Origin of the sequence: Paenibacillus sonchi, from assembly GCF_016772475.1 — a bacterium.
Taxonomy (GTDB): Bacteria; Bacillota; Bacilli; order Paenibacillales; family Paenibacillaceae; genus Paenibacillus_AQ; species Paenibacillus_AQ sonchi.
Map to the genome: position 1 here is coordinate 2041744 of NZ_CP068595.1, position 24785 is coordinate 2066528.

The following is a 24785-nucleotide window of genomic DNA, read 5'->3' on the forward strand; positions in this document are numbered from 1 at the left end:
CAGCTGGAATTATTCATATACTATGGATAGGGAGGGGGCGCTTCGATGACCGAATTGGAACAATCACCGCCCGGTGGAGCCACCCTGATTATTATTACGGGCATGTCAGGTGCAGGCAAGACAATTGCTGTGCAGAGCCTGGAAGATCTCGGATTCTTCTGTGTGGATAATTTGCCGCCGGTGCTGATTCCCAAGTTCGCCGAGCTGATAGAGCAGTCGAAAGGGAAAATTGCCAAGGTGGCGCTCGTTATCGATTTGCGCGGCAGAGAGTTTTTCACAGCTTTGTCGGAATCGCTATCCTATATCAAGGATGAGTCTACGATCGGCTTCGAAATTCTGTTCCTGGATGCAACGGATTCCGTACTGGTACAGCGCTATAAGGAGAGCCGGCGGCATCACCCGCTGGCACCCAAAGGCATGCCGCTTGACGGCATCCGTCTGGAACGCCAAATGCTGGAGGAGCTGAAGAATTCAGCTACCCTGTGTTTGGATACCAGCAGCATGAAGCCGGTTCAGCTGAAGGAAAGGATCGTCTCACGCTTTTCCCATTTGGGCAAAAGCACCCTTTCCGTCAACATTACCTCGTTTGGCTTCAAATACGGGATTCCGATCGACGCAGACCTCGTGTTTGATGTCCGCTTTTTGCCTAATCCGCATTATGTGGATCAGCTGCGGCCTAAGACGGGCCAGGACAGCGAAGTATACGATTATGTAATGAAATGGCCGGAAACACAGGTATTTCTGACCAAACTGCTGGATATGCTTCATTTCCTGATTCCGCAATACCGGAAAGAAGGCAAGTCCCAGATTATTATCGGCATTGGCTGCACAGGCGGCAAACACCGCTCTGTGGCGATATCCGAATATCTGGGCAAGATGCTGGGGGTTAGCGAGACGGAAGCGGTAGCGGTCAGCCACCGGGATTCCGAGCGTGATCGGCATTAAGAGAGAAGGGATCAATAGTGGCTGAAGAACAAGGACAGCGTCCGCGTATCGTCGTCATGGGTGGGGGTACGGGGTTGTCTGTTATGCTTCGCGGTTTGAAGGAAAAGCCGCTTGATATTACAGCGATAGTGACTGTGGCGGATGACGGGGGAAGTTCCGGCATACTGCGCAGTGAACTGCAAATGCCGCCCCCGGCGATATCCGCAATGTACTGACAGCAATGGCTGATGTAGAACCGCTTATGGCCCAGATCATGAGATACCGCTTCAGCAGCGGTGAAGGGTTAGCCGGGCACAGCCTGGGGAATCTGATTCTGGCGGCGCTTACGGATATTTCCGGCGATTTCGTTACTGCAGTCCGGGAGCTTAGCCGGTTATTCGCCGTGCGCGGCCGGGTGCTGCCTGCTGCCGGTGAAGCCGTAGTGCTGCATGCCGAGATGGCCGACGGCTCCATTATCACCGGCGAGTCCAAAATTCCGGAAGCCGGCGGTGTCATCAAACGGGTCTTCCTGGAGCCGGAGGATGTTGAGCCGCTGCCGGAGGCCCTGGAGGCGATCCGCAATGCCGACGCCATCCTGTGCGGTCCGGGCAGCCTGTATACGAGCATCCTGCCCAATCTGCTTGTACCTAAGCTGGCGGAGGCCATTGTAGCCTCGGATGCGATCAAAATTTTTGTCTGCAACGTGATGACCCAGCCCGGAGAAACGGACAACTATACCGTCAGCGACCACCTTCAGGCTGTCTATGACCATGTTGGATTGCATTTATTCGATTATGTGATCGTGAACGACGGGGAAATTCCCGAGCAGGTGCAGGTCAAGTATGCGGAAAAGGGTGCCCGTCCGGTACAGCTTGACCGTGAGATCGTGGATGGCAACGGGTATAAGGTTATTGCTGACAAGCTGGTATTATTCAAGACCTATCTGAGGCATGATACAGATAAGCTCAGTCATCATATTTACCAGCTTGTGCAGGACTGGACTTCCAGATAAGTTCATTTAGGAACATGAAAGAGGTGAGCCCCTTGTCTTTTGCGGCCCTTACCAAAAAAGAGCTGACGATGGTGGAGAGCCAGCCTTGCTGCGAGAAAGCGGAGATGTCCGCGCTGATCCGGATGAACGGTTCCGTGCAGCTTTCAAGCAAAAAGGTAGTTCTCGACATTTCGACGGAGAACGCCGCGATTGCAAGGCGGGTATATTCTTTACTTAAGAAATATTACCAGGTCCATATCGAGCTGCTCGTGCGTAAAAAAATGCGTTTGAAGAAGAATAACGTCTATATCGTCCGAATTCCAAGCCGTGTCCAGGAGATCCTTAAGGACTTGCGGATCGTCTCCGAGGGCTTCATCTTCACCGATGGGATCGATCCGGAGATTATCGGCAAGAACTGCTGCAAGCGCGCTTATCTGCGCGGGGCATTTATGGCTGGAGGTTCGGTCAACAATCCGGAAGGGTCTTCCTACCATCTGGAGATCGCTTCGATGTATGAGGAGCACTGCAAGGCTCTGGTGGAGCTGGCGGGTGAGTTTCATCTGAATGCCCGCTGCATCGAGCGTAAAAAAGGCTTCATTCTGTACATCAAGGAAGGCGAGAAGATTATCGAGTTCCTGAGTCTGATCGGTGCCCATCAAGCGTTGTTCAAGTTCGAGGATGTGCGGATTATGCGCGATATGCGCAATTCCGTCAACCGGATCGTCAACTGCGAAACGGCGAACCTCAACAAGACCATCAGCGCGGCGGTGCGTCAGATCGAGAACATCAAGCTGCTGCAGCGTGAAGTGGGACTGGAAAGCCTGCCGGATAAGCTGCGCGAGGTAGCCGAGATCAGACTGGCACACCCGGATATTAACCTTAAGGAAGTCGGCGAAATGCTGAAGGGTACGGTAAGTAAATCGGGAGTAAACCACCGTCTGCGCAAAATTGACGAGCTGGCGGATAAGGTCCGGGGCGGCTGAATATTTTTTTCTAGTGCGGTTGAGGTTATAATGATATAATATTATAAAATTAATGTGAAATTTTTGGGCAGATCTCAAATAGGGGGTAAGCGTTTCATGACAAAGCACCCGGTAGTTGTACGGTTGAAGACGGGTCTTCACGCTCGGCCGGCAGCATTGTTCGTGCAGGAAGCTAACAAATTCTCGTCGGAGATATTCGTTGAAAAAGACGATAAAAAAGTGAACGCTAAAAGCATCATGGGTATTATGAGCCTGGCGATCAGTTCCGGCACGGAGATTTTTATCAGCGCGGATGGCGCCGATGCGGATCAAGCTGTAACCGCTTTGACAAGTCTTGTCAGCAAAGAAGAGCTTGAGAACCAGTAATTGTTGCAGGACCGTACTTTTAAAATGGTATGACAAAAAGCCCTTTGGGGCTTTTTTTAATTAATTTTTTTACGCAACCCATTAACGCTATGCAACTTTTGGCAAGCCACTCCGTCTAGAGGGTACATAACAACAATTTCAATTAACGAAAGGGGATGGCAAACATGAAGGCATGGAGTAAAAAGCTCGGAGCAGTAATGCTGGCAGGAAGTTTGATGATTGGAGGTATGGCTTTGGGTGGAGTGATTCAAGGTCCTGAAAAGGCTTACGCCGCCGAGGATGTCCAGAGAAATGTTGTGAGTGTCATCGGCAAGGGTGAACTCTCGCTCAAGCCGGATGTCGTTTATCTGTCGATTGGGGTTAACGCTACGGCAGCATCAGCGGAAGAAGCACAGAAGATCATTGGAGGCAAGATCAGTAAGATTTCAGCATTGCTGAAGACGACTTGGGGCATTGCAGACAAGGACATTCAGAGCACACAATTCATCGTGCAGCCGAACTACACTTATAATGAAAAAGAGGGTCAGCAGATCAAAGGGTATATTGCCCAGCATTCGCTGAAGGTCACCTATCGTGATCTGAACAAGGTCGGACAGCTGCTCGATGCGGCTTCCGCGGCAGGAGCGAACAACATCGGAAATACCCAGTTTGCAATCGAAAATCCTTCCGCCTTAGAAGCGCAGGTGATTGAGAAAGCCATGGCAAATGCGGATGCAAAAGCCGGAGTTATTGCCAAAGCAGCCAAACGGAGCCTGGGACAGGTGATTGCGGTCACACAGAGCGATGACGGCAATAACCCGGTCGTCTATATGGAGAATGCGGCGATGGCCAAATCATCGGCAGATGCTGCCGGAGGCACCTACGTTGAACCCGGGGAAGTCAGAGTCTCAACCCAGCTTAGCGTAATGTATGAGCTGAAATAAACAAAACTCGTCAAGAGGCGCTTCTTCTGCTGGGCACAGCGGAGAGCAGTGCCTCTTTTTATTTTTTGGCTGCGAATGGTTGCGAAATCTCTCATTTTGTTTAAAGAAATGTAATAAGCAGACCTGGAATCACCGGCGAAGCTTAAAATATTGTAAGGGGCTTTGTAACAACCGCCATCTCTAATGTCTTTATAATGGGAAGAGTGAATGGGGGCAGCAAGCAAGCTGTCGCTTCGATATTATGGAAATCACATCAAGGCTATCAACATACCAGCGGAAGGGGATACTATTATGAAGAACATGAAGAAGAAGCAGGCCCGTAAATGGGGCGCAGGCATTGTGGCAGCAGGAGTTTTACTCGGTGGAGGGCTGTTGCCCGCAGAGGCCGGTCAGGCTGCAGCAGCAGCGGTACAGGCGGTACAGTCCAAAGCCGGTCAATCCCTGGTTGTGCTGAAGGTGAACGGGACGATTACCCCGCAGACCGGTATGGTCCGTGAGGGTAAAGTCTGGGTTCCGGTTACGTTTCTGCGGGATTCCCTCGGCATGCCTTTAACCTACGATAAAGCGGAAAAAGCCTATACGATCGGCAAAGGAACAGCTAAGGTTAAGCTGACAGTCTCTGAATACGAGAACTCCATCTCGGTCAATAACTTTTATCTGAATGAGTATGAGGGCAAAAACATCAATAACCGCTTGTTTGTTCCATTTGATCTGATCAGCGATTTTCTGGGATACAAAGGGGATTGGAATGCGGCTTCGGGCCGGCTGAATGTGGTCAGCAAACCGCAAAATGCGATCACCATCAAGACGGAGAGCATCGTCAAGGACCATAAAGACGCACCGGTCAAGCTGGACTACCCGCAGGTGTCCGGACTGGCCAATGCCGCGGCGCAGAAAACAATCAATGACACGATCAAGCAGACCTTTACCAAGTTTGCAGCCGAAGCGGAAAAAGAAATTGCGAACAAACCTTCAGATGACCGGCCCTATGAATATGACGGCGGATACGTGATTACTTACAACCAGGACGGCATCCTAAGCCTTATTACGCAGCACTACGAGTACAACGGAGGGGCTCATGGTATGACCTACCGCAATGCGTTTACCTTCTCTCTGAAGGATGGCAAACGTCTGCTGATCGGGGATGTGCTGAAGGCCAACCCTAACTATAAAAAAGAGCTAAATGCCAAGCTGTCCAAGCTGATTAAGGCGGACGGCGGCTACCTGGGCGGTTTCAACGGCCTTAACACGGAGAAGAACTTTTATGTGAAAGACGGGAAAATGGTCGTCTTCTTCCAGCTCTATGAATACACTGCATATGCGGCCGGGTTCCCTCAGTTTGAGTTCACCTTTAAGGAATTGCTGCCGTCCGGCAGCAGCCCGTTCGCTGGACTGAAATAGAACAATTTGTGATAAAAGGGCAGATTAGCCCGCTCCGCAGATGCCGTGTATGGACACCTTCCGGTTACCTAATGCCTTTCCTGTTCATAAGCTGAAAGAGAAACCAGCTTATTGCGGGGAGGAAAGAAGAGATGAGCTATCAGTACACGGCCATTGGCGATTCCTTAACGACCGGATTCGGGGCGCTGCCTGGCAACGGATTTGTGCCGGTGTACCGCAGAATGGCTGAGGGGCGGTTGCGCGAGCCCGTAGGCGCTATGAATCTTGGCATCAATGGATTAACTACGGCTGCGCTGGAGCAGCGTCTGGGCAGTGACCCCATATTCCGCCAGTCCATCCGGAATGCAGAGATCATTACTTTGTCGATTGGCGGGAACGATCTGATCAAGGCAGCCAAAGCTGTGTCATTTCGTCCGGGTGATCTGTCTCCTGCGCTGGCAAGGGCGCTCCGCGAATGCAAAAGAAATTTCGGTGGGATTATGGGTTCGCTCCGGCAATTGAAGTACGGCAGCCGACAGCCCTGTATCATCCGTATAGTAGGGCTTTATAATCCCTATCCTCAGCTAACGGAAGCGACAGACTGGGTGCGCCAGTTTAACGCCTTTGCTGCGGGCTACAGCAGCGGTGTATGCGGGTTTGCCTCCATCTATCATGAGTTTGCCGGCAATGAGCGCAGCCTGCTGTCCCTGGATCATGTGCATCCCAATGGGCGAGGTTACCGTGTAATCGCCGGTAAGCTGGATTCTCTGGGTTACGGGCGGCTGGGATGACATACAGTTAAGCAAACACAGAAGAGGCTGCACCGGACCATTGGTCCGGGCAGCCTCTTCTTGTGTTTGCTTGGATTTTAGACGCCTGAAGGAAGCGTCTTTTCGATAACCTTATCGACAATACCATATTCCGCTGCATCAACAGCACTCATAAAGTAGTCGCGGTCTGTATCCTTCTCGATGCGTTCCAGCGGCTGGCCGGTACGTTCTGCCAGGATATGGTTCAGCTTGTCGCGAAGCTTAAGGATACGGCGGGCGCGGATTTCGATGTCCGTAGCCTGTCCTTGAGCACCGCCCAGCGGCTGGTGAATCATAATTTCACTGTTTGGCAGCGCGAAGCGTTTGCCCTTGGCACCGGCATTCAGCAGGAAGGCTCCCATGGAAGCGGCCATGCCCACACAAATCGTGGAAACATCCGGTTTGATGTACTGCATTGTATCAAATATAGCCATTCCGGCTGTAATGGAACCGCCAGGGCTGTTCACATACAGGTGAATGTCCTTATCCGGATCCTCGGCAGCCAGGAAGAGCATTTGTGCAATGATGGAATTGGCTACCACGTCATTAACCTCCGTTCCGAGGAAAATGATGCGGTCCTTCAGCAGGCGGGAATAGATGTCATAAGCGCGCTCGCCGCGGTTGCTCTGTTCTACTACCATAGGAATATAACTCACGTGGAAAACCTCCTTGAATTGGTTCTTCGAATGTGTTCATTGTTACTGTTACCGTAATAACCACATGATAAACAAATTCAAACAAAAAGTCAAAGAAAGTCAAACTTAGTTAATAAAAAAAGAGCCAACCAGCGGCTCTTTGGTTAAATACTATAAGTGAGCATTGCTAAATTATGTACAAAAAAGAAATTAATGGCGCGCCCGCCAAGAATCGAACTTGGATCTCAGGCTTCGGAGGCCTACGTCATATCCATTGGACCACGGGCGCAACAAAAATTATTATAATCTATTTATGGCTCAATTGCAACGGAATAATTCTGGCTGTTGCAAAAATATCTTCTTCAGGCCCTCCTTTGGTATCTAGTTTTGGAGCGGATTTATGTATGCAAATTGCAGGGCTTTCAGGACCTTCCTTCATGCGGCAGATGTATAAGATGAAAAGAGGTTGAGAATTATACTCTCGGAAGACTTGCACTCCGCGTAATATTTGGGTAGAATATGGGTGGGACTTAAAAAGTTAACCCGGGACGTTTTAAGACCATGGACAAGGGAATAAGAGGAAGACGAAGTTGCAGGAGTGAAAGCATGCGTAATTTATTAGAAATCCAAAAGCAGCTTCTGCCTGATCTCATGGAAACCCTTAAGAGACGTTACACGATTCTGCATCAGATCATGCTGTCCGATATTATTGGGCGCAGAACGCTGGCCGCTTCGCTTGATATGACCGAGCGGGTACTGCGCGCCGAGACGGATCTTCTGAAATCGCAAGGGCTCATTGAGATCGAGAGCGTAGGCATGCGCGTAAGCGATGCCGGACGCAGACTGCTTGACCTGCTGGAGCCCATCGCCAAGAGCCTGTTTGGCCTGGATGATCTGGAGGAGAAAATTCGTACAACGTATGGTCTGAACAAAGTTATTGTTGTACCCGGTGATTGCGAAACGTCGCCGTTCACCAAGCGTGAACTGGGACGCGCGGGCGCCAAAGCATTGCTCGGCGTACTGCGTTCCGAAGATACTGTTGCCGTTACAGGGGGTTCGACACTCGCTGAAATGGCGGACCAGCTCACACTACCAATCCCCCTTTCCTACAAGAATGCCTGGGTTGTCCCGGCACGTGGAGGGCTGGGTGAGAGCATGGAAATTCAGGCCAATACGATTGCTTCAACAATGGCCAAGAGGATTGGAGCCAATTACCGCCTCCTCCATGTACCTGATTTACTAAGTGAAGATGCGTACCAGTCATTGGCGCTCGACTTCAACATAGGGGAGATCGTGCAAATCATCCGCAGATCGCGTATTATTGTGCATGGTATTGGAGATGCCATGGAAATGACCCGCCGCCGTAAGCTGGATGAGGCAACCATCGCTGAAATCCAGGAAGAAGGAGCGGTTGCCGAATCGTTCGGCTATTATTTTAACGAAGAGGGTCAGGTTGTCCATACCATGCTGACTATGGGGCTCCGCCTGGAAGATATTATCCGCACCGAAGTGGTTATCGGTATTGCTGGCGGCAAACGCAAGGCAAAAGCAATTCATGCGATGCTGCGCTTTGGGCAGGAGGATATCCTCGTTACCGATGAGGCGGCTGCTGTCGAAATCGGCAAGGAAATTGATAATCAGAACCATACGGTCCTATAGTTCCCAATATATGGGGGGCAAGTCAAGGTATTATGCATTATACTTAACATTGTTGTCTTGACAAGCTTAACGGCTTGTCTTGAATAAATAAAACGAAATCTAGGAGGAACTATTCAATGAGTGTAAAAGTTGGTATTAACGGTTTTGGACGTATTGGACGCCTTGCATTCCGCCGTATTCAAAATGTAGAAGGTATCGAAGTGGTAGCCATCAACGACTTGACTGATGCTAAGATGCTTGCTCATTTGCTTAAATATGATACAACTCAAGGTAAATTCCAGGGAGAAGTTGAAGTACATGACGGCTTCTTCAAAGTGAACGGCAAAGAAGTTAAGGTTCTGGCGAACCGCAACCCGGAAGAACTGCCTTGGGGTGACCTCGGCGTTGACATCGTTCTGGAGTGCACAGGTTTCTTCACAACTAAAGAAGCAGCTGAGAAGCACCTGAAAGGCGGAGCTAAAAAAGTAGTAATCTCCGCTCCAGCTACCGGCGACATGAAGACCGTTGTATACAACGTTAACCATGACGTACTGGATGGTACTGAAACTGTTATCTCCGGCGCATCTTGCACAACTAACTGCCTGGCTCCAATGGCAAAAGTCCTGAACGACAAGTTCGGAATCGTTGAAGGCTTGATGACTACTATCCACGCTTACACCGGCGACCAGAACACACTGGATGCTCCACACGCTAAAGGCGACTTCAGACGCGCCCGCGCTGCTGCTGAGAACATCGTTCCTAACACTACCGGTGCTGCCAAAGCTATCGGTCTGGTAATTCCTGCACTGAAAGGCAAGCTGGACGGCGCAGCACAACGTGTGCCTGTAGCTACTGGTTCCCTGACTGAGCTGGTTACTGTTCTTGAAAAGAACGTTACTGTTGAAGAACTGAACGCAGCGATGAAAGCAGCTTCCGACCCAGACACTTATGGCTACACTGAAGATGAAATCGTATCTTCCGACATCAAGGGTATGACTTTCGGTTCCCTGTTCGATGCTACACAGACTAAGGTTATGACTGTTGGCGACAAACAACTGGTTAAAACTGTTGCTTGGTACGACAATGAAATGTCCTACACTGCACAGCTCGTTCGCACTTTGGAACACTTCGCTAAGCTGGCTAAGTAATACCGATTTCCCATAAGCGGCATCTATAGAGCGGAAACAGAAGTTCCTTGTTTCCGCTCTTTCTAAATGGATTCGTGAATGACCAATTTTGGGTGTGGAGGAAAAGTAATCATGAACAAAAAAAGTGTCCGTGATGTAGAAGTAAAAGGCAAACGCGTATTCGTGCGTGTCGATTTCAACGTGCCAGTGGAAGACGGCAAGATCACTGATGATACCCGTATCCGCGAAACCCTTCCAACGATTAAATACCTGATTGAGAACGGTGCAAAGGTCATTCTGGCCAGTCACATGGGCCGTCCTAAAGGCCAATTCGTAGATTCCATGCGCCTTACTGTTGCTGCTGTGCGTCTGTCCGAGCTGCTCGGCAAACCGGTGGCTAAGGCTGATGAAGCAATCGGCGAAGCCGTAAAAGCAAAAATCGCTGAACTGAAAGACGGCGATGTGCTTGTGCTTGAGAATGTCCGTTTCTATCCGGGCGAAGAAAAGAACGATCCTGAACTGGCTAAGCAGTTCGCGGAACTGGCTGACCTGTTCGTTAATGATGCATTCGGCGCGGCTCACCGTGCACATGCTTCCACAGAAGGCATCGCTCACTTCCTGCCGGCTGTATCGGGCCTGCTGATGGAGAAAGAACTGAATGTTCTGGGCAAAGCTCTTTCCAATCCGGAACGTCCTTTCACTGCCATCATCGGCGGCTCTAAAGTGAAAGACAAAATTGACGTTATCGACAACCTGCTGACTCTGGCTGACAACGTTCTGATCGGCGGCGGCCTGTCCTACACGTTCACCAAAGCTCAAGGCTACGAAATCGGAAACTCGCTGGTAGACAACGATAAGATCGATGCGGCTCTCGGATTTATCGAGAAGGCCAAAAAACTGGGCAAAAACTTCGTGCTTCCGGTTGACGTTGTTGTAGCTGACAAGTTCGGTGCGGATGCCAACACCAAAGTGGTTGATGTAACGGATATCCCGGCTGGCTGGGAAGGTCTGGACATCGGTCCTAAAACTCGTGAAATTTATGCCGACATCATCAAAAACTCCAAACTGGTGGTTTGGAACGGACCGATGGGCGTATTCGAAATCGATATTTTTGCCGAAGGTACACTCGCTGTAGCCAAGGCTTGCGCGACTACAGAAGGCTACACTGTAATTGGCGGCGGCGATTCCGCAGCAGCAGCAGAGAAATTCCACCTGGCTGACCAAATGGATCACATCTCCACTGGCGGCGGCGCATCACTCGAGTTCATGGAAGGCAAAGCGCTCCCTGGCGTAGAAGCACTGAACGACAAGTAAGACGTAGAAGGTAGAAGGAGGCATTTCATTACTATGAGCAGAACACCTATTATCGCCGGTAACTGGAAGATGTTCAAAACAGTTTCCGAAGCGGAGGGCTTTTTCGCTGAAGTCAAAGGCCGGGCCGAAGTGGAAGGCGTAGAGACCGTAATCTGCGCGCCATTTACGAACCTGCCTGCACTGGTTGCAGCGGCAAAGGGTACCAGCATCAAGATCGGTGCACAGAACCTGCACTTCGAAGATAACGGAGCTTACACAGGCGAAATCAGCGGCGTAATGCTGAAGGACCTTGGCGTAGATTATGTTATTATCGGCCACTCCGAACGCCGTGCATACTTTGGCGAAACGGACGAAATCGTGAACAAGAAGATGCATGCGGCATTCCGCCACGGCATTACTCCAATTGTCTGCGTAGGCGAAAAGCTCGAAGAGCGTGAAGCCGACCAGACGAAAGCTGTCTGCAAAGTTCAAACCGAAGGCGCTTTTGCCGGCCTTAGCGCTGAGCAGGCTGCAAGTGTAGTCATTGCCTATGAGCCTATCTGGGCTATCGGAACCGGCAAATCCTCCACTTCACAGGATGCTAACGAAGTTATCGCCTATATCCGTACACTTGTAAAAGACCTGTACGATCAAGCGACGGCTGAAGCGGTTCGTATCCAATACGGCGGCAGTGTGAAGCCGGAGAATGTTACGGAGTACATGAGTCAAAGCGACATCGACGGCGCGCTCGTCGGCGGTGCCAGCCTGCAGCCTGCTTCGTTCGTTTCATTGGTTGAGGGGGCGAAGTAAGGATGTCAGCACCCAAACCCGTTGCTTTGATCATCATGGATGGTTTCGGTCTGCGCAATACGACTGAAGGCAACGCTGTTGCCCAAGCCAACAAGCCGAACTATGACCGTTACCTGAAGCAGTATCCGAACACCACGCTCACCGCTTGCGGCGAAGCTGTGGGTCTGCCGGAAGGACAGATGGGCAACTCCGAAGTGGGTCACCTTAACATCGGAGCCGGCCGGATCGTGTATCAGGACCTGACCCGTATTGACAAGTCGATTCGTGAAGGGGAATTCTTTGAGAACGAAACTCTGGTTGCCGCTGTAAGAAGCGCCAAGTCAACCGGCAAGAAGCTTCACCTGTATGCGCTGGTATCCGACGGAGGGGTACATAGCCATATCAATCATTTGTTTGCCATGCTCGATCTGGCCAAGAAAGAAGATATGCACGATGTGTATATCCATGCTTTCATGGATGGACGCGATGTACCTCCTGACAGCGGACAGAAGTTCATTAAGGATCTGATCGCCAAGATTGAGGAAGTAGGCGTAGGCAAAATCGCTACAGTATCCGGACGTTATTTCGCAATGGACCGTGACAAGCGCTGGGAACGTGTAGAGAAGGCTTACCGCGCAATGGTTTACGGCGAAGGACCGCAATATACCGATGCGCTGCAGGCGATCACTGCATCCTACCAAAACTCTGTGTACGATGAATTTGTTGAGCCTAGCGTGATTGTGGACAGCGAAGGCAAACCGACAGCGACAGTAGAGAGCGGCGATTCCGTCGTGTTCCTCAACTTCCGCCCGGACCGTGCCATCCAGTTGTCGCAGGTATTCACAAACTCGGATTTCCGCGGCTTCGACCGGGGTCCTTTGTTCCCGCAAAACCTGCATTTTGTATGTTTGACTACCTTCAGTGAAACGGTTCAAGGCTACGTGGCGTACTCGCCGAAGAACCTGGACAATACGCTGGGTGAAGTGCTTGTACAGCAGAATAAGAAGCAGCTGCGCATCGCGGAAACCGAAAAGTATCCGCACGTAACCTTCTTCTTCAGCGGCGGACGTGATGAGGAGCTTCCAGGCGAAACCCGCATCCTGATCAATTCCCCGAAAGTGGCAACCTATGATCTTAAGCCAGAGATGAGCGCCTACGAAGTGGCGGCGGCCTGCGTAGCGGAAATCGAAGCAGACAGACAGGATGCCATTATCCTTAACTTTGCGAACCCTGACATGGTAGGACACTCCGGTATGCTGGAACCAACCATCAAGGCTGTAGAAGTTACGGATGAATGTGTGGGCAAGGTTGTGGATGCCGTAGTTGCCAAAGGCGGCGTTGCCATCATCATTGCCGACCACGGCAACGCGGATATGGTGTTTGATGAGCAGGGACGACCGTTCACGGCTCACACCACCAACCCGGTTCCTTTCATCGTAACGACTGAAAATGTTGTGCTGCGTGAATCCGGCATTCTCGCAGATGTGGCACCGACGATCCTGGATCTGATGGGACTTCCGCAGCCTGCGGAAATGACCGGCCAATCCATGATTGCCAGCCGCAAATAGGCAGTAACCGGCAGTACCTGCAAGACTATAACCCATGTTAAAAGGAGATTAACTTACATGACTATTATTTCTGATGTGTACGCTCGCGAAGTCCTCGACTCCCGTGGTAACCCTACTGTAGAGGTTGACGTTTATCTGGAATCCGGTGCTAAAGGCCGCGCAATCGTTCCTTCCGGCGCTTCCACTGGCGCTCACGAAGCTGTAGAGCTTCGCGACGATGACAAAAACCGCTACCTGGGCAAAGGCGTTCTGAAAGCTGTTGAGAACGTGAACGAAATCATCGCTCCGGAAGTAATCGGTATGGACGCTCTGGATCAGCTGGGCATCGACAAACTGATGATCACCCTGGATGGCACTCACAACAAAGGCAAACTGGGTGCGAACGCAATTCTGGCAGTATCCATGGCCGTAGCCCGCGCTGCAGCAGCAGCTCTGGATGTGCCTTTGTATGTATACCTGGGCGGATTCAACGCGAAACAGCTTCCAGTTCCAATGATGAACATCGTTAACGGCGGCGCTCATGCCGACAACAACGTTGACGTACAAGAGTTCATGGTTCTGCCGGTTGGCGCACCTAGCTTCAAAGAAGCTCTGCGTACAGGCGCTGAAATCTTCCATGCGCTGAAATCCGTTCTTAAAGGCAAAGGCCTGAACACTGCAGTTGGCGACGAAGGCGGATTTGCTCCTAACTTCACTTCCAATGAAGATGCACTGTCCTCCATCATGGAAGCTATCGAAAAAGCCGGCTACAAACCAGGCGTTGATGTATTCCTGGGTATGGACGTTGCTTCTACCGAGTTCTTCAAAGACGGTAAGTACCACCTGGAAGGCGAAGGCAAATCCTTCACTCCGGCTGAATTCGTTGACCTGCTCACTTCCTGGGCTGACAAATACCCAATCATCACCATCGAAGATGGCTGCTCCGAAGATGACTGGGAAGGCTGGAAACTGCTCACTGAAAAATTGGGCAACAGAATCCAGCTCGTTGGGGATGACCTGTTCGTAACCAACACTGAACGTCTGAACAAAGGGATCGAAGAAGGCATTGGTAACTCCATTCTGATCAAAGTTAACCAAATCGGTACTTTGACTGAAACGTTTGATGCTATTGAAATGGCAAAACGCGCTGGCTACACGGCTGTAGTCTCCCACCGTTCCGGTGAGTCCGAAGACAGCACTATCGCTGATATCGCAGTGGCTACCAATGCCGGCCAGATCAAAACAGGTGCTCCTTCCCGTACAGACCGTATCGCTAAATACAACCAATTGCTTCGCATCGAAGATGAACTGGGTGAATTGGCTCAATACAACGGCCTGAAATCCTTCTACAACCTCAAAAGATAATTGCTTTTGAGCTAAGTCTTCTAAAGAGTCTGCCGTATCGGCAGGCTCTTTTTTGCATCCTATACGCTGAGAAGGTATTCTATAATAGTAGATAACTGGAAGGGGTGGGATGATGAACGCAATTATATCCGGCATAGGGGCAGGAATGCTCCTGGTGCTGATCAGCTGGTTGCTGTCACGAAGGGGAGGCCAGATGAAGAGCTTCATTTTTTATCCAGGGCTGGTAGGGTTGATAGGCGGTGGAATTTTGCTGGTCTGCAGCTTTTCCGTAATTGGAGGGTGGGAGGGAATGGCGTATGCCTTCTTTTCCGTGCCTGTGATTGTGATCTCCATGCTGCTATTGCTGTTTCTGGGCTCGTTCAGGAGACAAACCTAAGAAATAAGCTAAAGTTATAAGGAGAACCCGATTTGTACAGTTGTATTCGTATCATGGCTATGATAAAATTAAAATGCTGTTTATGAAACGTAAAACCTAAATTAGCATAGATAGTGATGCTTGGACGTAGGAGGTGGAAGTGAATGGATATCTTTTTGAAAGTATTGCTCCTGATTTTTTCCGTCGGTCTAATTGCGGTCGTTCTTCTGCAGAAAGGGAAAAGCGCAGGTCTTTCCGGTGCCATCTCCGGCGGTGCTGAGCATCTCTTTGGTAAGACAAAAGCACGTGGTATGGAACTCGTACTGCAGCGTGTAACAGTTGGACTGGCAGCAGGATTTTTTATTATGTCAATTCTGGTGGCTGTCCTGGTTGACTAGATAGCGTACATTAAGCCTTTGCTCTGTTCTGAATGGAATGGGGCAGGGGCTTTTTTGTTTTGGATCAGTACATTTTGTGTTCCGTTAATCTCCGGTTGATCATTAGAGGGATGCCCGGGATTGATTTCGTGTATACTAGGGTATGAGTATATATAGGTAAAATTTACTGGAATACGCACAGGCATAACGGGACAAGACATACATATATGCCAGTGGCATACGAAATGCTGCGGAGGGCCGAGGTGACGAAGTTGATAACACAGGAAGAATTACTGAATTTCATGCGGGAGACCGCTTATAAGCCGCTTACTTATGAAGAACTGGTGAGCCATTTCGCGATAGAGGACAGCGAGTCGTTCAAAGCGTTCGAGCAATTGCTGCTCGCACTTGAGCAGGATGGAAGAATGATACTGACCCGCAATGCCCGCTATGGGGTACCGGAGCGCATGGATTTGGTGCGCGGGCGTGTACAGGCTCATGCGAAGGGGTTTGCTTTTCTGATTCCCGATGACCGCGCTCATCCCGATATTTATATGAATGCCAATGATCTGAAGGGTGCGATGAACGGCGATATCGTTCTGGTGCGCATTACCTCGCGAAGCCCGTCCGGCGGGCGTATGGAAGGCGAAGTTGTGCGGATCGTCAAAAGAGGGGTGCTGCAGACCGTAGGTGTGTTCCAGAGCCTGGAGACGTATGGTTTTGTGCTGCCGGATGATAAGCGGATTAACCGGGATATTTTTATTCCGAAGCAATCCTTCAAGGGTGCGGTGGACGGTGAGAAGGTTGTTGTCCGCATTGTAAATTACCCGGAAGGCAGGGCTGCGGCTGAGGGGGAAATCATTGAGATCCTTGGTCATAAGGATGACCCGGGTGTAGATATTCTGTCGGTGATCCGGAAGCATCAGCTCCCGGAGGCTTTTCCGGCTGAAGTGATGCGTGAAGCGGAGCAGGCTCCAGATTCCATTACAGAGGAAGAGATCATTCAGCAGGGCCGCCGTGATCTGCGCGGACTGAACATTGTCACCATTGACGGTGCGGACGCCAAGGATCTGGATGATGCGGTGAACGTGTCGCGTCTGGAGAACGGGCACTACAAGCTGGGCGTGCATATTGCCGACGTTGGCTATTATGTGCGTGAAGGCTCTGAGCTCGATAAAGAAGCTTTTGACCGCGGCTGCAGCGTTTATCTGGTGGACCGGGTAATCCCGATGCTGCCGCACCGCCTGTCGAACGGTATCTGCAGCTTGAATCCCAAGGTGGACCGGCTGACGATGTCCTGTGAGATGGAATTCGACGAGCATATGAAGGTCGTGAAGCATGATGTCTTTACGAGCGTAATCTGCACCAAAGAAAGAATGACTTACTCCGATGTCCGCAAAATCGTCGAAGATGAAGACCCCGAGCTGCTGGAGCGCTACAGTCCGCTGATTGAGGATTTCCGCCTGATGAAAGAGCTTGCCATGAAGCTGCGCGATGCGCGGATGCGGCGCGGCGCGGTTGATTTCGACTTCGAAGAGAGCAAGATTATCGTCGATGAGAACGGCAAAGCGATAGATATCGTGAAACGCGAGCGTTCCGTGGCTGAGCAGATTATCGAGGAGTTCATGCTGGCGGCGAACGAGACGGTTGCAGAGCATTTCCACTGGCTAAAGGTTCCGTTCCTGTACCGGATTCACGAAGATCCGGACCCGGAGAAGCTGCAGAACTTCATGGCTTTTGCGGCGAACTTTGGCTATCATGTCAAAGGCCGGGGCAATTCGGTGCATCCGCGCGCGCTGCAGGATCTGCTGGAGCAGATTCAGGGGACGAAGGAACAGACCGTCATCAGTACCATGATGCTGCGCTCCATGAAGCAGGCGAAATATGATGCGGAGAGCACAGGCCACTTCGGGCTGGCGGCGGAATTTTATTCCCATTTCACCTCGCCGATCCGGCGTTATCCCGACCTCGTGATTCACCGTGTCATGCGGGAGGTTATTGAGAACGGCGGAGCGCTGACGGAGAAACGCCATGAATATCTCGCCAGCCGGATGCCGGAGATCGCCCAGCAGTCCTCGGAGCGCGAGCGTGTGGCGGTAGAGGCTGAACGGGATACGGAGCAGCTTAAGAAGGCTGAGTTCATGCAGGACAAGGTTGGCGAGGAATTCGACGCCATGGTCAGTAGCGTGACCAGCTTCGGGATGTTCATCGAGCTGGAAAATACCGTCGAAGGCTTAATCCGCCTCAGTGCGCTGAGCGATGATTATTACCACTTCGACGAAGCTCATATGGCGCTCATTGGCGAGCGCACCTCGAAGGTGTTCCGCATTGGCGACGAGGTGAAGATCCGGGTGGCCAAGGTCAACATGGACGACCACACGATTGACTTTGAGCTGGTCGACATGAAGCCGCGTGCGGCGGGTGAACACCGCAGCTACGGCGGGCGCGGAGGCAAGGGTGGCCGTGCTGGCGGCGGCTTCGCCAAGCCGCTGGGAGCCAAAGCCGGCGGGAAAGGCAAGCCCGGCAGCGCAGCGGGCCGGGGAAGGCCGGCGGCGCTGCACACGCCGGCAAGGGCAAGTCCGGCGCGGCAGCACGCGCCGGAGAAGCGCCCCACGCAGCGGAGGAAGCCAGCGGCGGTGCGCCGGCTGGCGGCCGCGGCAAGCGCGGGGGCGGCGGCCCGGCAGAGGCAGCGCGCCGGGCCTTCGCGGCCGTGAACCGCGGCGAGGCTGGCGGTGCCGGCGCGCCGCGGGAGCGGGACCGCAGCGGCGGGCGTGGCCGCGGCGGTGAGGCCGGAGGCGGTGCCGGGGGACGCGGCATCAGCTTCGGCTTCGGCTCCGGCAAGGGCGGCTATGGCGCCCCTGCCGGCGAGCAGATCAGCGAGCTGCGCGGCGTGGACGCCAGCACGCGGTTCCGCAGCCGCGAGGATCTCGGCAGCGGGGCAGCGGCCAACGGCGGCGGAGGCAAGAGCCGCCGCAAAAAGAAGAAAAAGGGCGGCGTCTTCATCAGCCCTTCCGTAACGCCGGGCAACGTGGAGCGGAGCGACAAGAGCGGCAATCCTGAGGGCAGCGGCCGCCGCAAGAAGAAGAAAAAAACACAAGAGTAAACCGGGTACAATAAGAGGCGCTGCTTCCTGTGTGAGGGAGCAGTGCTTTTTTGACAGAGTTATATATGTTTGAGGGAAGCGAAGGTTCCCCTTATTTCTGGGGAATTATGATTCCCCCTTCTTGTGGATAAGATGTGTATAAAGTTGGGGATAAGTAGATGTAAACTGAGCGAGTTCACTCAAAAGGGTGAAAACAGTCCGCTTCGACCGCCTTTCTCCAACTGGGCGCTAGCGAAAAAGCAGGTAAGCAGTGTTAGTTGGAAAAAGGGAACTTATTTCTCCCCAGAATCAACAATTGTGAGGTTTAAGTGGAAAAAGGAAACTTAATTTGGCCATATTCCTTCGTCAGGAGTGAAATGAGCTGAATTAGTGATCCTTTTTCCAACTTAGGCTGCGGAGACTGGGATGCTCAAGCAAATTAGTGATCCTTTTTCCACTTGGTAGCTTCTGTTCGGTTCGGTGGATCATCCTTTCTTGCGTAAGCGTAAGCGCTTTTGGTACAATATAGATCTGACGTTTGACTCTGTTCAAACGGGACATTCGATGCAAGGGGTGACTTTCATGGGTAAAAAAGCAGACGGGAAAGTGCTCGCCCAGAACAAAAAGGCTTCCCATGATTATTTTATCGAGGACACTTATGAAGCGGGCTTGGTGCTGACCGGCACCGAAATCAAGTCGCTGCGTAACGGCCGTGCTAACATTGGCGATGCGTTTGCCACCATTCGGAACGGTGAAATTCATGTGCACAATATGCACATCAGCCCTTTTGAACAGGGGAACCGCAATAACCCTTCTGATCCGACGCGCACACGCAAGCTGCTGATGCATAAGGTGCAGATTCACAAGCTGCTCGGCCAGTCCAAGCAGGAAGGCTATTCGATAGTGCCGCTGAAGATCTATGTGCGCAATGGCTATGCGAAGCTGCTGATCGGCCTTGGTAAGGGGAAGAAGCAATACGACAAACGCGACACCGCCGCCAAAAAAGATGCTCAACGCGACATCCAGCGCGCGCTGCGCGAGAAGCAAAAGATCGCCAGATAAGCCGATTACCCGGCGCTTCCTGCCGTTCCAGATCTGCCCTTCAATTCCTTTAACCTACGTGTTAAAGTGTTGATAAATGTGCTATACTGTGTAAGTAAGATTTTTGCTTCGTGACAGTCCTCTAGGACAGAGGCTGTCTGGATCTCTCTTGCTGGAAGATCCGCTGATCCGAAGCGCCCTTTTCTAATGAGGGGCCGTTCTTGGATTCGACGGGGGTAGTTCGAGCATGAGCAGCGAGTAGTGGGGACGCGTCCGCTTCATCAACGCTAAAGCCTATTAAACGGCAAACAACAAAACAACTACGCTTTCGCAGCTTAATAACCTGTGAGCGTGCTTCTACCCTGCATCGCCCATGTGACAGGGATAGGGGCTAACAAGTAGTGGGATACGCTGTCTGGTCTCCGCCTGGGGTCAGCAGAAGAAGATAATCAGGCTGACCCAACGTATAGCCGGTTACGGGGCGATACTCGGGTGACATCAAAACTGTGACTACACTCGTAGAAACTTATGTGCCGTTATCTTCGGACAGGGGTTCGACTCCCCTCGGCTCCATATGGAGTAAAGTATAAGACACCTTATCGGGTGTCTTTTTTCATTTCTGTGGCTGTTTTGGATTATACGCGGTAGTTAAAGAGCTTGCTATGCTGCGGTATCTGGGGCTTGCTGTTAATGGATACAGTTGGTTTCACTGAGCTTATACGGAGACAGAAGATTTTGGCCGCCACGTAACCAGTGTTAAGAAATAAAGTGTTAGAGACTGACTCAATAATAAAAAAGCGGCAGCCCAGGAGGAGAAAAGAAGTCCCAGACTACCACTGTTTTAAATTTATCGTTTTCCGTCAGCTGAATTGCGGGGTTACACAGGTATTCACTTGCTCGCTGCTTCGCATTACTTTTACTTAAAAATGTTTAAATACGCATTCCCGTTATCATCTGTACCGGCAAAGGTACTCTCTGCATATTGAAGCAAGTCCGGACAAAGCCCGGCATATTCAGGGTTAACATATATGATTGCATCACCATATTAAACTCATATTTGCTTTTTCCAAGTGCCTTGCTTATTAAGATATTAATTTCATAGTATATAGGAAGCCGTTTCCCTTGGATGGTTAAGAGGAAAATGATGACCATATGGAACAACATCAACCTTACCAAGATGAAATGGAGCAGAATAGCGTCTATCTTGATCTCCCCAAATAATATGAAGATTATACCTTGGTACTTTGGTGAAATCACCCTGATAGTCTTTCAATAGAAAACGGTTGAGCTGAAGAGTTGTATTTAAAATTCTAGGCGAAGTAAAGCTGCTGAGTACTTTTGCAATATAATGTTTCGGAATGCTCTCCGTGTTTTCAAACAGACCCTTACCAATTAAATAACGTTCTAATGAATTAGCAGTTGCTAACTTCAATGCCCATTTGTTCATAAATGGAGGAGCATTAAACGATTTAGAATTTTTTTTCGCAACAGGTGGCTGAAGTAAAGTAATAGTATTCTTCGTATCTATGTACTCTCGCACTAACGCTTCCAGCAGAATAACCGCTCCGAAGGAATGGCCAATCCAATGTGCGCCATTAGTAGCTTTTCCTAATAACTCATTCACTATATTCAAATAGAGATCCAGAAGATTTTTCTCTCGCTTAAAAGGGGAACGTCCTAAACCTGGAAGATCTGGAATCCATACGGGTTGACCAGTTTTTTCATGAAGCTCTAGTCCTAAAGGAAATAAATCCTCTCCATCACTCAACAAACCGTGGAATAAAATAAATGGCCTACCCTCTCCTTGTATATGATAAATCACAGTGTTTCCGATTAATGTTCGTTCAAATGCATGATTATGCTGGTCATTTTGATACATCAAGCGATAATCCAAATCTGCTACTACGACTGGAAAAAAATTCATAACACTCGTCTTATTAAACCAATCTTCTCCCATGATTTTTTTCGATAAATCATTTGGAAACTTTCTATTTGTAATAAAGTTCAGTCCATCAGATGGAATTTGTGTTATTTTACTTATCCCACTTTTCATAAGTGCCTTCATGAAGCGAATGGGCACAGAGATTTTAGGTGCTGCCATATTCATACTTTCTGACATAACACCTAATAATTCAGATATATCCGGATCAAGCGGTTTGTCTTGAACAAGTGTATATGTTTGAATAGACGATTGCTCCAGCTTAACAACCTGAACAATAAACTTCGCTAGCTCATCGTTTGAAATAAGCGGTAATTTATACCCCTTGCCTCCAGGAATAACTGGCATCAGCCCTCTTCGCATACTCTCCACAAGCAAGCCTAAGCCTGCTACTTGCTCCGTACTCCCTGTTTTACTGCTGCCGACTACAGTTGGTGGATTAATCACAGAAAGCGGATAGCCTATTGCGGATGCCTGCTGGCGAATATAAAGATCTGCTAAAAATTTTGTTCTTTCATAAGGATTTTTTATTTTCAAATAGTCGTGCCCTTCTTTAAACACATCAATCGCAACCTTGCTATTATGATCATCAAAGGGGGTCATATATCCGACTACATGAATAAATTGCTGCAAACCCTTCAATTGATGGATACTTTTAGCGAATTCACTGATATGCTTGGCACCGTTTAAAAATACAGAGGTTGCCTCTTGCGTTGTCGCTTGAATATCCATTTGTCCACCTGCGTGAATAATAACATCCGTGTTCAATACCCTATCCTTATCTTCATCACTTAAACCTAAATCTGTTTTCGTCAAATCACCTTCAATAAAGTGCATGGCTGCCTCGTTTAAAATACCTTTTTCCTGAAAAGCACGTGTTGCTTTACTTTTCGATCTCACTAAAAGAAAAATCATAACATCCTCTTTAAGAAGCTCCTCCACGATTTGCCTCCCAATAAAGCCTGTTCCACCTGTTAAAAATATGGTCCTCACATCATCCGCTCTCCTTTTTAGTACTAAATGGTACTAATTTTGTGTAAAAAAAATGCTTCTCTTATCGAAGCAAGTTGAAAAAGTGGTTGGCTGTTTTCGTGATAACCGTTGCATCCTTCAATGTCTCTGAAAGAAACAGTGCTCCTTCAAGATTCGTTATAAAAAGTGCCGCTACCTCGTCAATATGAATCGTATTTCTAAACTCGCCTTTTTCTGCTCCTTGTTTTAGTAATAGAGAGATTTTCATTTGTAATCCTGTAAAAAAGAGACCTATTTTTTCTTTTATGTGCGTAGCTTGTGCAGGACTTTGAATATAAAGAGTAATAAATGGACAGCTCCCCTTATACCCTCTTGACTGAACTTCCTGCGATAAATGCTTTAAAAACATCTGGACACGATCTTCAACTGATAATTGGTTCTGAGAAAGTATTTGATCAATTGCACGCTCATACGTTTCAATCCAATAATCAACGACCCCTGCTAACAATTCTTCCTTATCAGCGAAGTGATAATACACATTAGATTTGGACACTTTGCTTACACGTACTAATTCATCCATGCTTGTATAAGCAAATCCCTTTTCTAAAAATAATGTTGCCGCGACTTCAATCACACGTTTTTGATTCATTAATTTTACCTTTGTCATGACTAGAACTATACAGTACTAATCCGAACGTTGCAAGTAAGAAGATTAATTCGATCATTTACGATCTACTCTTGATTAATATCATAACGTATTTGATCTACGGGAAAACCGTACAGGGATATCCTTAATTGATGACATTGAGGTACATTTCCTGGAGCTGCAGAAGCTGGATGAACGTAGTGTTCCGTCTGAAGGCGGACTCATCAATTGGCTGTTGTTTCTAAAAGGTGCCGATACATCACACTGGGAGGTGCTGAAGATGAATGAACCGGGATTGGAGAAGGTGATGGATACCCTGCAATATTTGGGTCAGGATTCAGAGACCAGACGGTTGTATGAGGCCGGACAGAAGTATTTGCATGATGAGGCCTCTATGCTGGGAAGTGCTAAATTGGCAGGTATAAAGGAAGTTGCAAAGAATATGCTTGAAATGAACATAGATGTAGCTACTATTGGAAAGCTACTGGATTAACAGAGCAGGAGATTAATGCTTCGAACAAGTAGTGGGATAAGCTGTCTGGTCTCCGCCTGGGGTCAGCAGAAGAGAATAATCAGGCTGACCCGAAGAGGACCCGGCTACGGGGGGCTTCTAGGGTGACATCAATCGTAGAAGCTTATGTGCCGTTATCTTCGGACAGGGGTTCGACTCCCCTCGGCTCCATATGGAGTAAGTAAAGAAGCCATTAACCAGTATTCTGGTTGGTGGCTTTTTGGTATGTTATAATAAAGCCAAATTCGAATCGGAGGTTAGTCCTAATGACTGTGGATCGCAAGCAACTCCAAGAAATACTCAAAAAGGCTAATCAATATGCACGTAAGCAGGCCAAAGAGTCGGGAGCATCCATTTACTATATAAAGAATAACAAAAGGGTTCGTGAGGATGCGGAAGGCAATAAGTTCGAAATTGTTTATGACTCGGCCGGCAAGAGACAAGAGTTTGCCTACCATGATTGAGACAAGACCCGTAATGACGGTATTTGCCGGCACTAACGGGGCTGGAAAAAGTACACTCAGCATGCAGATGAAGAGCTGGTTAGGTGAATTGGTTGATCCTGATCAAATAGCCCGAGAACTAAAGCCGGATAACCCGAGAGGTGCCGACCTCTCTGCCGGAAGAGAAGCAGTGAAAAGAATTCGCTCGCTCATTAAACAAGCTCAACCTTTTGCTGTCGAAACGACGTTGTCAGGTACATTTGTGCTGAAGCATATGCAAATTGCTAAAGAAAACGGCTATGGGATTGTTATGTATTATATTGGGCTTCAGGATGTGCAAATGCATATAGATCGTGTTGCCTCACGTGTGGAGCAGGGGGGTCATTGGATTGCTGAAGAAGATATCCGCTGGAGGTACGGCCAATCTTTACAGAATCTAACGCCAGCTTTGGCCATTGCAGATCAAGTTATTATCATTGATAATACTTATGAACCTACAATTGTTGCAGAAATAAAGCATAACAACATGGTTTATTGTGTTGAGAATGTACCTGCCTGGTCCGCAGCGATTGTCTCTGGATATTAGTCAATTTGACATCAAAACTGTAACTACACTCGTAGAAACCTATATGCTGTTATCTTCGGACAG

General features: G+C 49.5%; 20 protein-coding genes, 1 tRNA gene, 1 other RNA gene and 3 pseudogenes. 21 read left to right on the forward strand and 4 right to left on the reverse strand.

Annotation, left to right across the window (positions count from 1 at the left end; all coding sequences use genetic code 11):
- The first annotated feature begins 45 nt into the window (after positions 1–45).
- The 7 genes and pseudogenes from rapZ (at position 46) to JI735_RS09530 (ending at position 6358) form a co-directional block, all read left to right on the forward strand.
- A complete protein-coding gene (rapZ, locus tag JI735_RS09500; protein WP_020425596.1) occupies positions 46–945 on the forward strand; it encodes an RNase adapter RapZ in 900 nt (299 codons plus the stop codon).
- A gap of 56 nt (positions 946–1001) precedes the next feature.
- Positions 1002–1936, forward strand: a pseudogene (locus JI735_RS09505) (gluconeogenesis factor YvcK family protein).
- Between the two features lie 32 nt (positions 1937–1968).
- Positions 1969–2898 (forward strand): DNA-binding protein WhiA, encoded by a 930-nt coding sequence (gene whiA / locus JI735_RS09510; protein ID WP_020425594.1) that lies wholly within the window; start codon positions 1969–1971, stop codon positions 2896–2898.
- Positions 2899–2994: 96 nt separating this feature from the next.
- The gene (locus JI735_RS09515; protein WP_020425593.1) at positions 2995–3264 is read left to right on the forward strand and encodes an HPr family phosphocarrier protein; all 270 of its coding nucleotides are present in this window, start codon (positions 2995–2997) and stop codon (positions 3262–3264) included.
- 164 nt (positions 3265–3428) lie between these two features.
- Positions 3429–4187, forward strand: coding sequence for an SIMPL domain-containing protein (locus JI735_RS09520; protein WP_039833574.1), 759 nt, complete (start codon positions 3429–3431; stop codon positions 4185–4187).
- A 291-nt stretch (positions 4188–4478) separates the two neighbouring features.
- The gene (locus JI735_RS09525; RefSeq protein WP_167330784.1) at positions 4479–5588 is read left to right on the forward strand and encodes a PdaC/SigV domain-containing protein; all 1110 of its coding nucleotides are present in this window, start codon (positions 4479–4481) and stop codon (positions 5586–5588) included.
- A gap of 131 nt (positions 5589–5719) precedes the next feature.
- On the forward strand, positions 5720–6358 hold the full coding sequence (locus JI735_RS09530; RefSeq protein ID WP_039833575.1) for a GDSL-type esterase/lipase family protein: 639 nt from the start codon (positions 5720–5722) through the stop codon (positions 6356–6358).
- 77 nt (positions 6359–6435) lie between these two features.
- Here the strand turns inward: JI735_RS09530 and clpP are convergent, their stop codons facing one another.
- Both clpP and JI735_RS09540 read right to left on the reverse strand, forming a co-directional pair.
- On the reverse strand, positions 6436–7032 hold the full coding sequence (gene clpP / locus JI735_RS09535) for an ATP-dependent Clp endopeptidase proteolytic subunit ClpP (RefSeq protein ID WP_020425589.1): 597 nt from the start codon (positions 7030–7032) through the stop codon (positions 6436–6438).
- A 193-nt stretch (positions 7033–7225) separates the two neighbouring features.
- Positions 7226–7300, reverse strand: a tRNA-Arg gene (locus tag JI735_RS09540).
- Positions 7301–7617: 317 nt separating this feature from the next.
- On the opposite strand from JI735_RS09540, the gene JI735_RS09545 reads away from it, so the two are divergent.
- From JI735_RS09545 to ssrA, 11 genes and pseudogenes are all read left to right on the forward strand, one after another.
- Positions 7618–8670 (forward strand): sugar-binding transcriptional regulator, encoded by a 1053-nt coding sequence (locus tag JI735_RS09545; protein WP_020425588.1) that lies wholly within the window; start codon positions 7618–7620, stop codon positions 8668–8670.
- A 116-nt stretch (positions 8671–8786) separates the two neighbouring features.
- Positions 8787–9797 (forward strand): type I glyceraldehyde-3-phosphate dehydrogenase, encoded by a 1011-nt coding sequence (gene gap, locus JI735_RS09550; protein ID WP_020425587.1) that lies wholly within the window; start codon positions 8787–8789, stop codon positions 9795–9797.
- A 111-nt stretch (positions 9798–9908) separates the two neighbouring features.
- Positions 9909–11090 (forward strand): phosphoglycerate kinase, encoded by a 1182-nt coding sequence (locus tag JI735_RS09555; RefSeq protein WP_020425586.1) that lies wholly within the window; start codon positions 9909–9911, stop codon positions 11088–11090.
- A 33-nt stretch (positions 11091–11123) separates the two neighbouring features.
- Positions 11124–11879 (forward strand): triose-phosphate isomerase, encoded by a 756-nt coding sequence (gene tpiA / locus JI735_RS09560; RefSeq protein WP_020425585.1) that lies wholly within the window; start codon positions 11124–11126, stop codon positions 11877–11879.
- A gap of 2 nt (positions 11880–11881) precedes the next feature.
- Positions 11882–13426, forward strand: a complete 1545-nt coding sequence (gene gpmI, locus JI735_RS09565; protein ID WP_039833580.1) for a 2,3-bisphosphoglycerate-independent phosphoglycerate mutase — start codon at positions 11882–11884, stop codon at positions 13424–13426.
- A gap of 57 nt (positions 13427–13483) precedes the next feature.
- The gene (gene eno / locus JI735_RS09570; RefSeq protein WP_039833581.1) at positions 13484–14770 is read left to right on the forward strand and encodes a phosphopyruvate hydratase; all 1287 of its coding nucleotides are present in this window, start codon (positions 13484–13486) and stop codon (positions 14768–14770) included.
- Positions 14771–14882: 112 nt separating this feature from the next.
- Positions 14883–15146: a YesK family protein gene (locus tag JI735_RS09575; RefSeq protein ID WP_202677329.1), complete on the forward strand. Its 264-nt coding sequence runs from the start codon at positions 14883–14885 to the stop codon at positions 15144–15146.
- Between the two features lie 143 nt (positions 15147–15289).
- Positions 15290–15523 carry a preprotein translocase subunit SecG gene (secG, locus tag JI735_RS09580; RefSeq protein WP_020425581.1) on the forward strand — a complete coding sequence of 78 codons (234 nt, stop codon included), beginning with the start codon at positions 15290–15292 and terminating at the stop codon, positions 15521–15523.
- Positions 15524–15774: 251 nt separating this feature from the next.
- A pseudogene (gene rnr / locus JI735_RS09585) lies at positions 15775–18605 on the forward strand (ribonuclease R).
- 561 nt (positions 18606–19166) lie between these two features.
- On the forward strand, positions 19167–19646 hold the full coding sequence (smpB, locus tag JI735_RS09590) for an SsrA-binding protein SmpB (protein WP_020427771.1): 480 nt from the start codon (positions 19167–19169) through the stop codon (positions 19644–19646).
- Between the two features lie 190 nt (positions 19647–19836).
- Positions 19837–20201: a transfer-messenger RNA gene (gene ssrA, locus JI735_RS09595) on the forward strand.
- A 520-nt stretch (positions 20202–20721) separates the two neighbouring features.
- On the opposite strand, the gene JI735_RS09600 is transcribed toward ssrA, so the two are convergent.
- Both JI735_RS09600 and JI735_RS09605 read right to left on the reverse strand, forming a co-directional pair.
- A complete protein-coding gene (locus JI735_RS09600; protein WP_039833926.1) occupies positions 20722–22557 on the reverse strand; it encodes an alpha/beta fold hydrolase in 1836 nt (611 codons plus the stop codon).
- A gap of 61 nt (positions 22558–22618) precedes the next feature.
- The gene (locus tag JI735_RS09605; protein WP_039833925.1) at positions 22619–23185 is read right to left on the reverse strand and encodes a TetR/AcrR family transcriptional regulator; all 567 of its coding nucleotides are present in this window, start codon (positions 23183–23185) and stop codon (positions 22619–22621) included.
- Between the two features lie 97 nt (positions 23186–23282).
- Here JI735_RS09605 and JI735_RS09610 point away from each other — a divergent pair.
- The 3 genes and pseudogenes from JI735_RS09610 to JI735_RS09620 form a co-directional block, all read left to right on the forward strand.
- Positions 23283–23707, forward strand: a pseudogene (locus tag JI735_RS09610) (Rpn family recombination-promoting nuclease/putative transposase); the annotation flags it as partial.
- Between the two features lie 252 nt (positions 23708–23959).
- Entirely contained in the window at positions 23960–24157 is a 198-nt protein-coding gene (locus JI735_RS09615; RefSeq protein ID WP_020430878.1) for a hypothetical protein, read from the forward strand.
- Positions 24150–24722, forward strand: a complete 573-nt coding sequence (locus tag JI735_RS09620) for an ATPase (protein ID WP_039835467.1) — start codon at positions 24150–24152, stop codon at positions 24720–24722. Before JI735_RS09615 ends, JI735_RS09620 begins: the two co-directional genes overlap by 8 nt.
- The last annotated feature ends 63 nt before the right edge of the window (positions 24723–24785 follow it).

Coding starts and splice junctions, on each gene's coding strand:
- JI735_RS09620 (WP_039835467.1), top strand. CDS start 24,150: ATGATTGAGACAAGACCCGTAATGACGGTATTTGCCGGCACTAACGGG.
- JI735_RS09605 (WP_039833925.1), bottom strand. CDS start 23,185: ATGAATCAAAAACGTGTGATTGAAGTCGCGGCAACATTATTTTTAGAA.
- smpB (WP_020427771.1), top strand. CDS start 19,167: ATGGGTAAAAAAGCAGACGGGAAAGTGCTCGCCCAGAACAAAAAGGCT.
- secG (WP_020425581.1), top strand. CDS start 15,290: ATGGATATCTTTTTGAAAGTATTGCTCCTGATTTTTTCCGTCGGTCTA.
- JI735_RS09545 (WP_020425588.1), top strand. CDS start 7,618: ATGCGTAATTTATTAGAAATCCAAAAGCAGCTTCTGCCTGATCTCATG.
- JI735_RS09530 (WP_039833575.1), top strand. CDS start 5,720: ATGAGCTATCAGTACACGGCCATTGGCGATTCCTTAACGACCGGATTC.
- gap (WP_020425587.1), top strand. CDS start 8,787: ATGAGTGTAAAAGTTGGTATTAACGGTTTTGGACGTATTGGACGCCTT.
- rapZ (WP_020425596.1), top strand. CDS start 46: ATGACCGAATTGGAACAATCACCGCCCGGTGGAGCCACCCTGATTATT.
- JI735_RS09520 (WP_039833574.1), top strand. CDS start 3,429: ATGAAGGCATGGAGTAAAAAGCTCGGAGCAGTAATGCTGGCAGGAAGT.
- JI735_RS09615 (WP_020430878.1), top strand. CDS start 23,960: ATGACTGTGGATCGCAAGCAACTCCAAGAAATACTCAAAAAGGCTAAT.
- JI735_RS09525 (WP_167330784.1), top strand. CDS start 4,479: ATGAAGAACATGAAGAAGAAGCAGGCCCGTAAATGGGGCGCAGGCATT.
- JI735_RS09555 (WP_020425586.1), top strand. CDS start 9,909: ATGAACAAAAAAAGTGTCCGTGATGTAGAAGTAAAAGGCAAACGCGTA.
- tpiA (WP_020425585.1), top strand. CDS start 11,124: ATGAGCAGAACACCTATTATCGCCGGTAACTGGAAGATGTTCAAAACA.
- eno (WP_039833581.1), top strand. CDS start 13,484: ATGACTATTATTTCTGATGTGTACGCTCGCGAAGTCCTCGACTCCCGT.
- JI735_RS09575 (WP_202677329.1), top strand. CDS start 14,883: ATGAACGCAATTATATCCGGCATAGGGGCAGGAATGCTCCTGGTGCTG.
- gpmI (WP_039833580.1), top strand. CDS start 11,882: ATGTCAGCACCCAAACCCGTTGCTTTGATCATCATGGATGGTTTCGGT.
- JI735_RS09515 (WP_020425593.1), top strand. CDS start 2,995: ATGACAAAGCACCCGGTAGTTGTACGGTTGAAGACGGGTCTTCACGCT.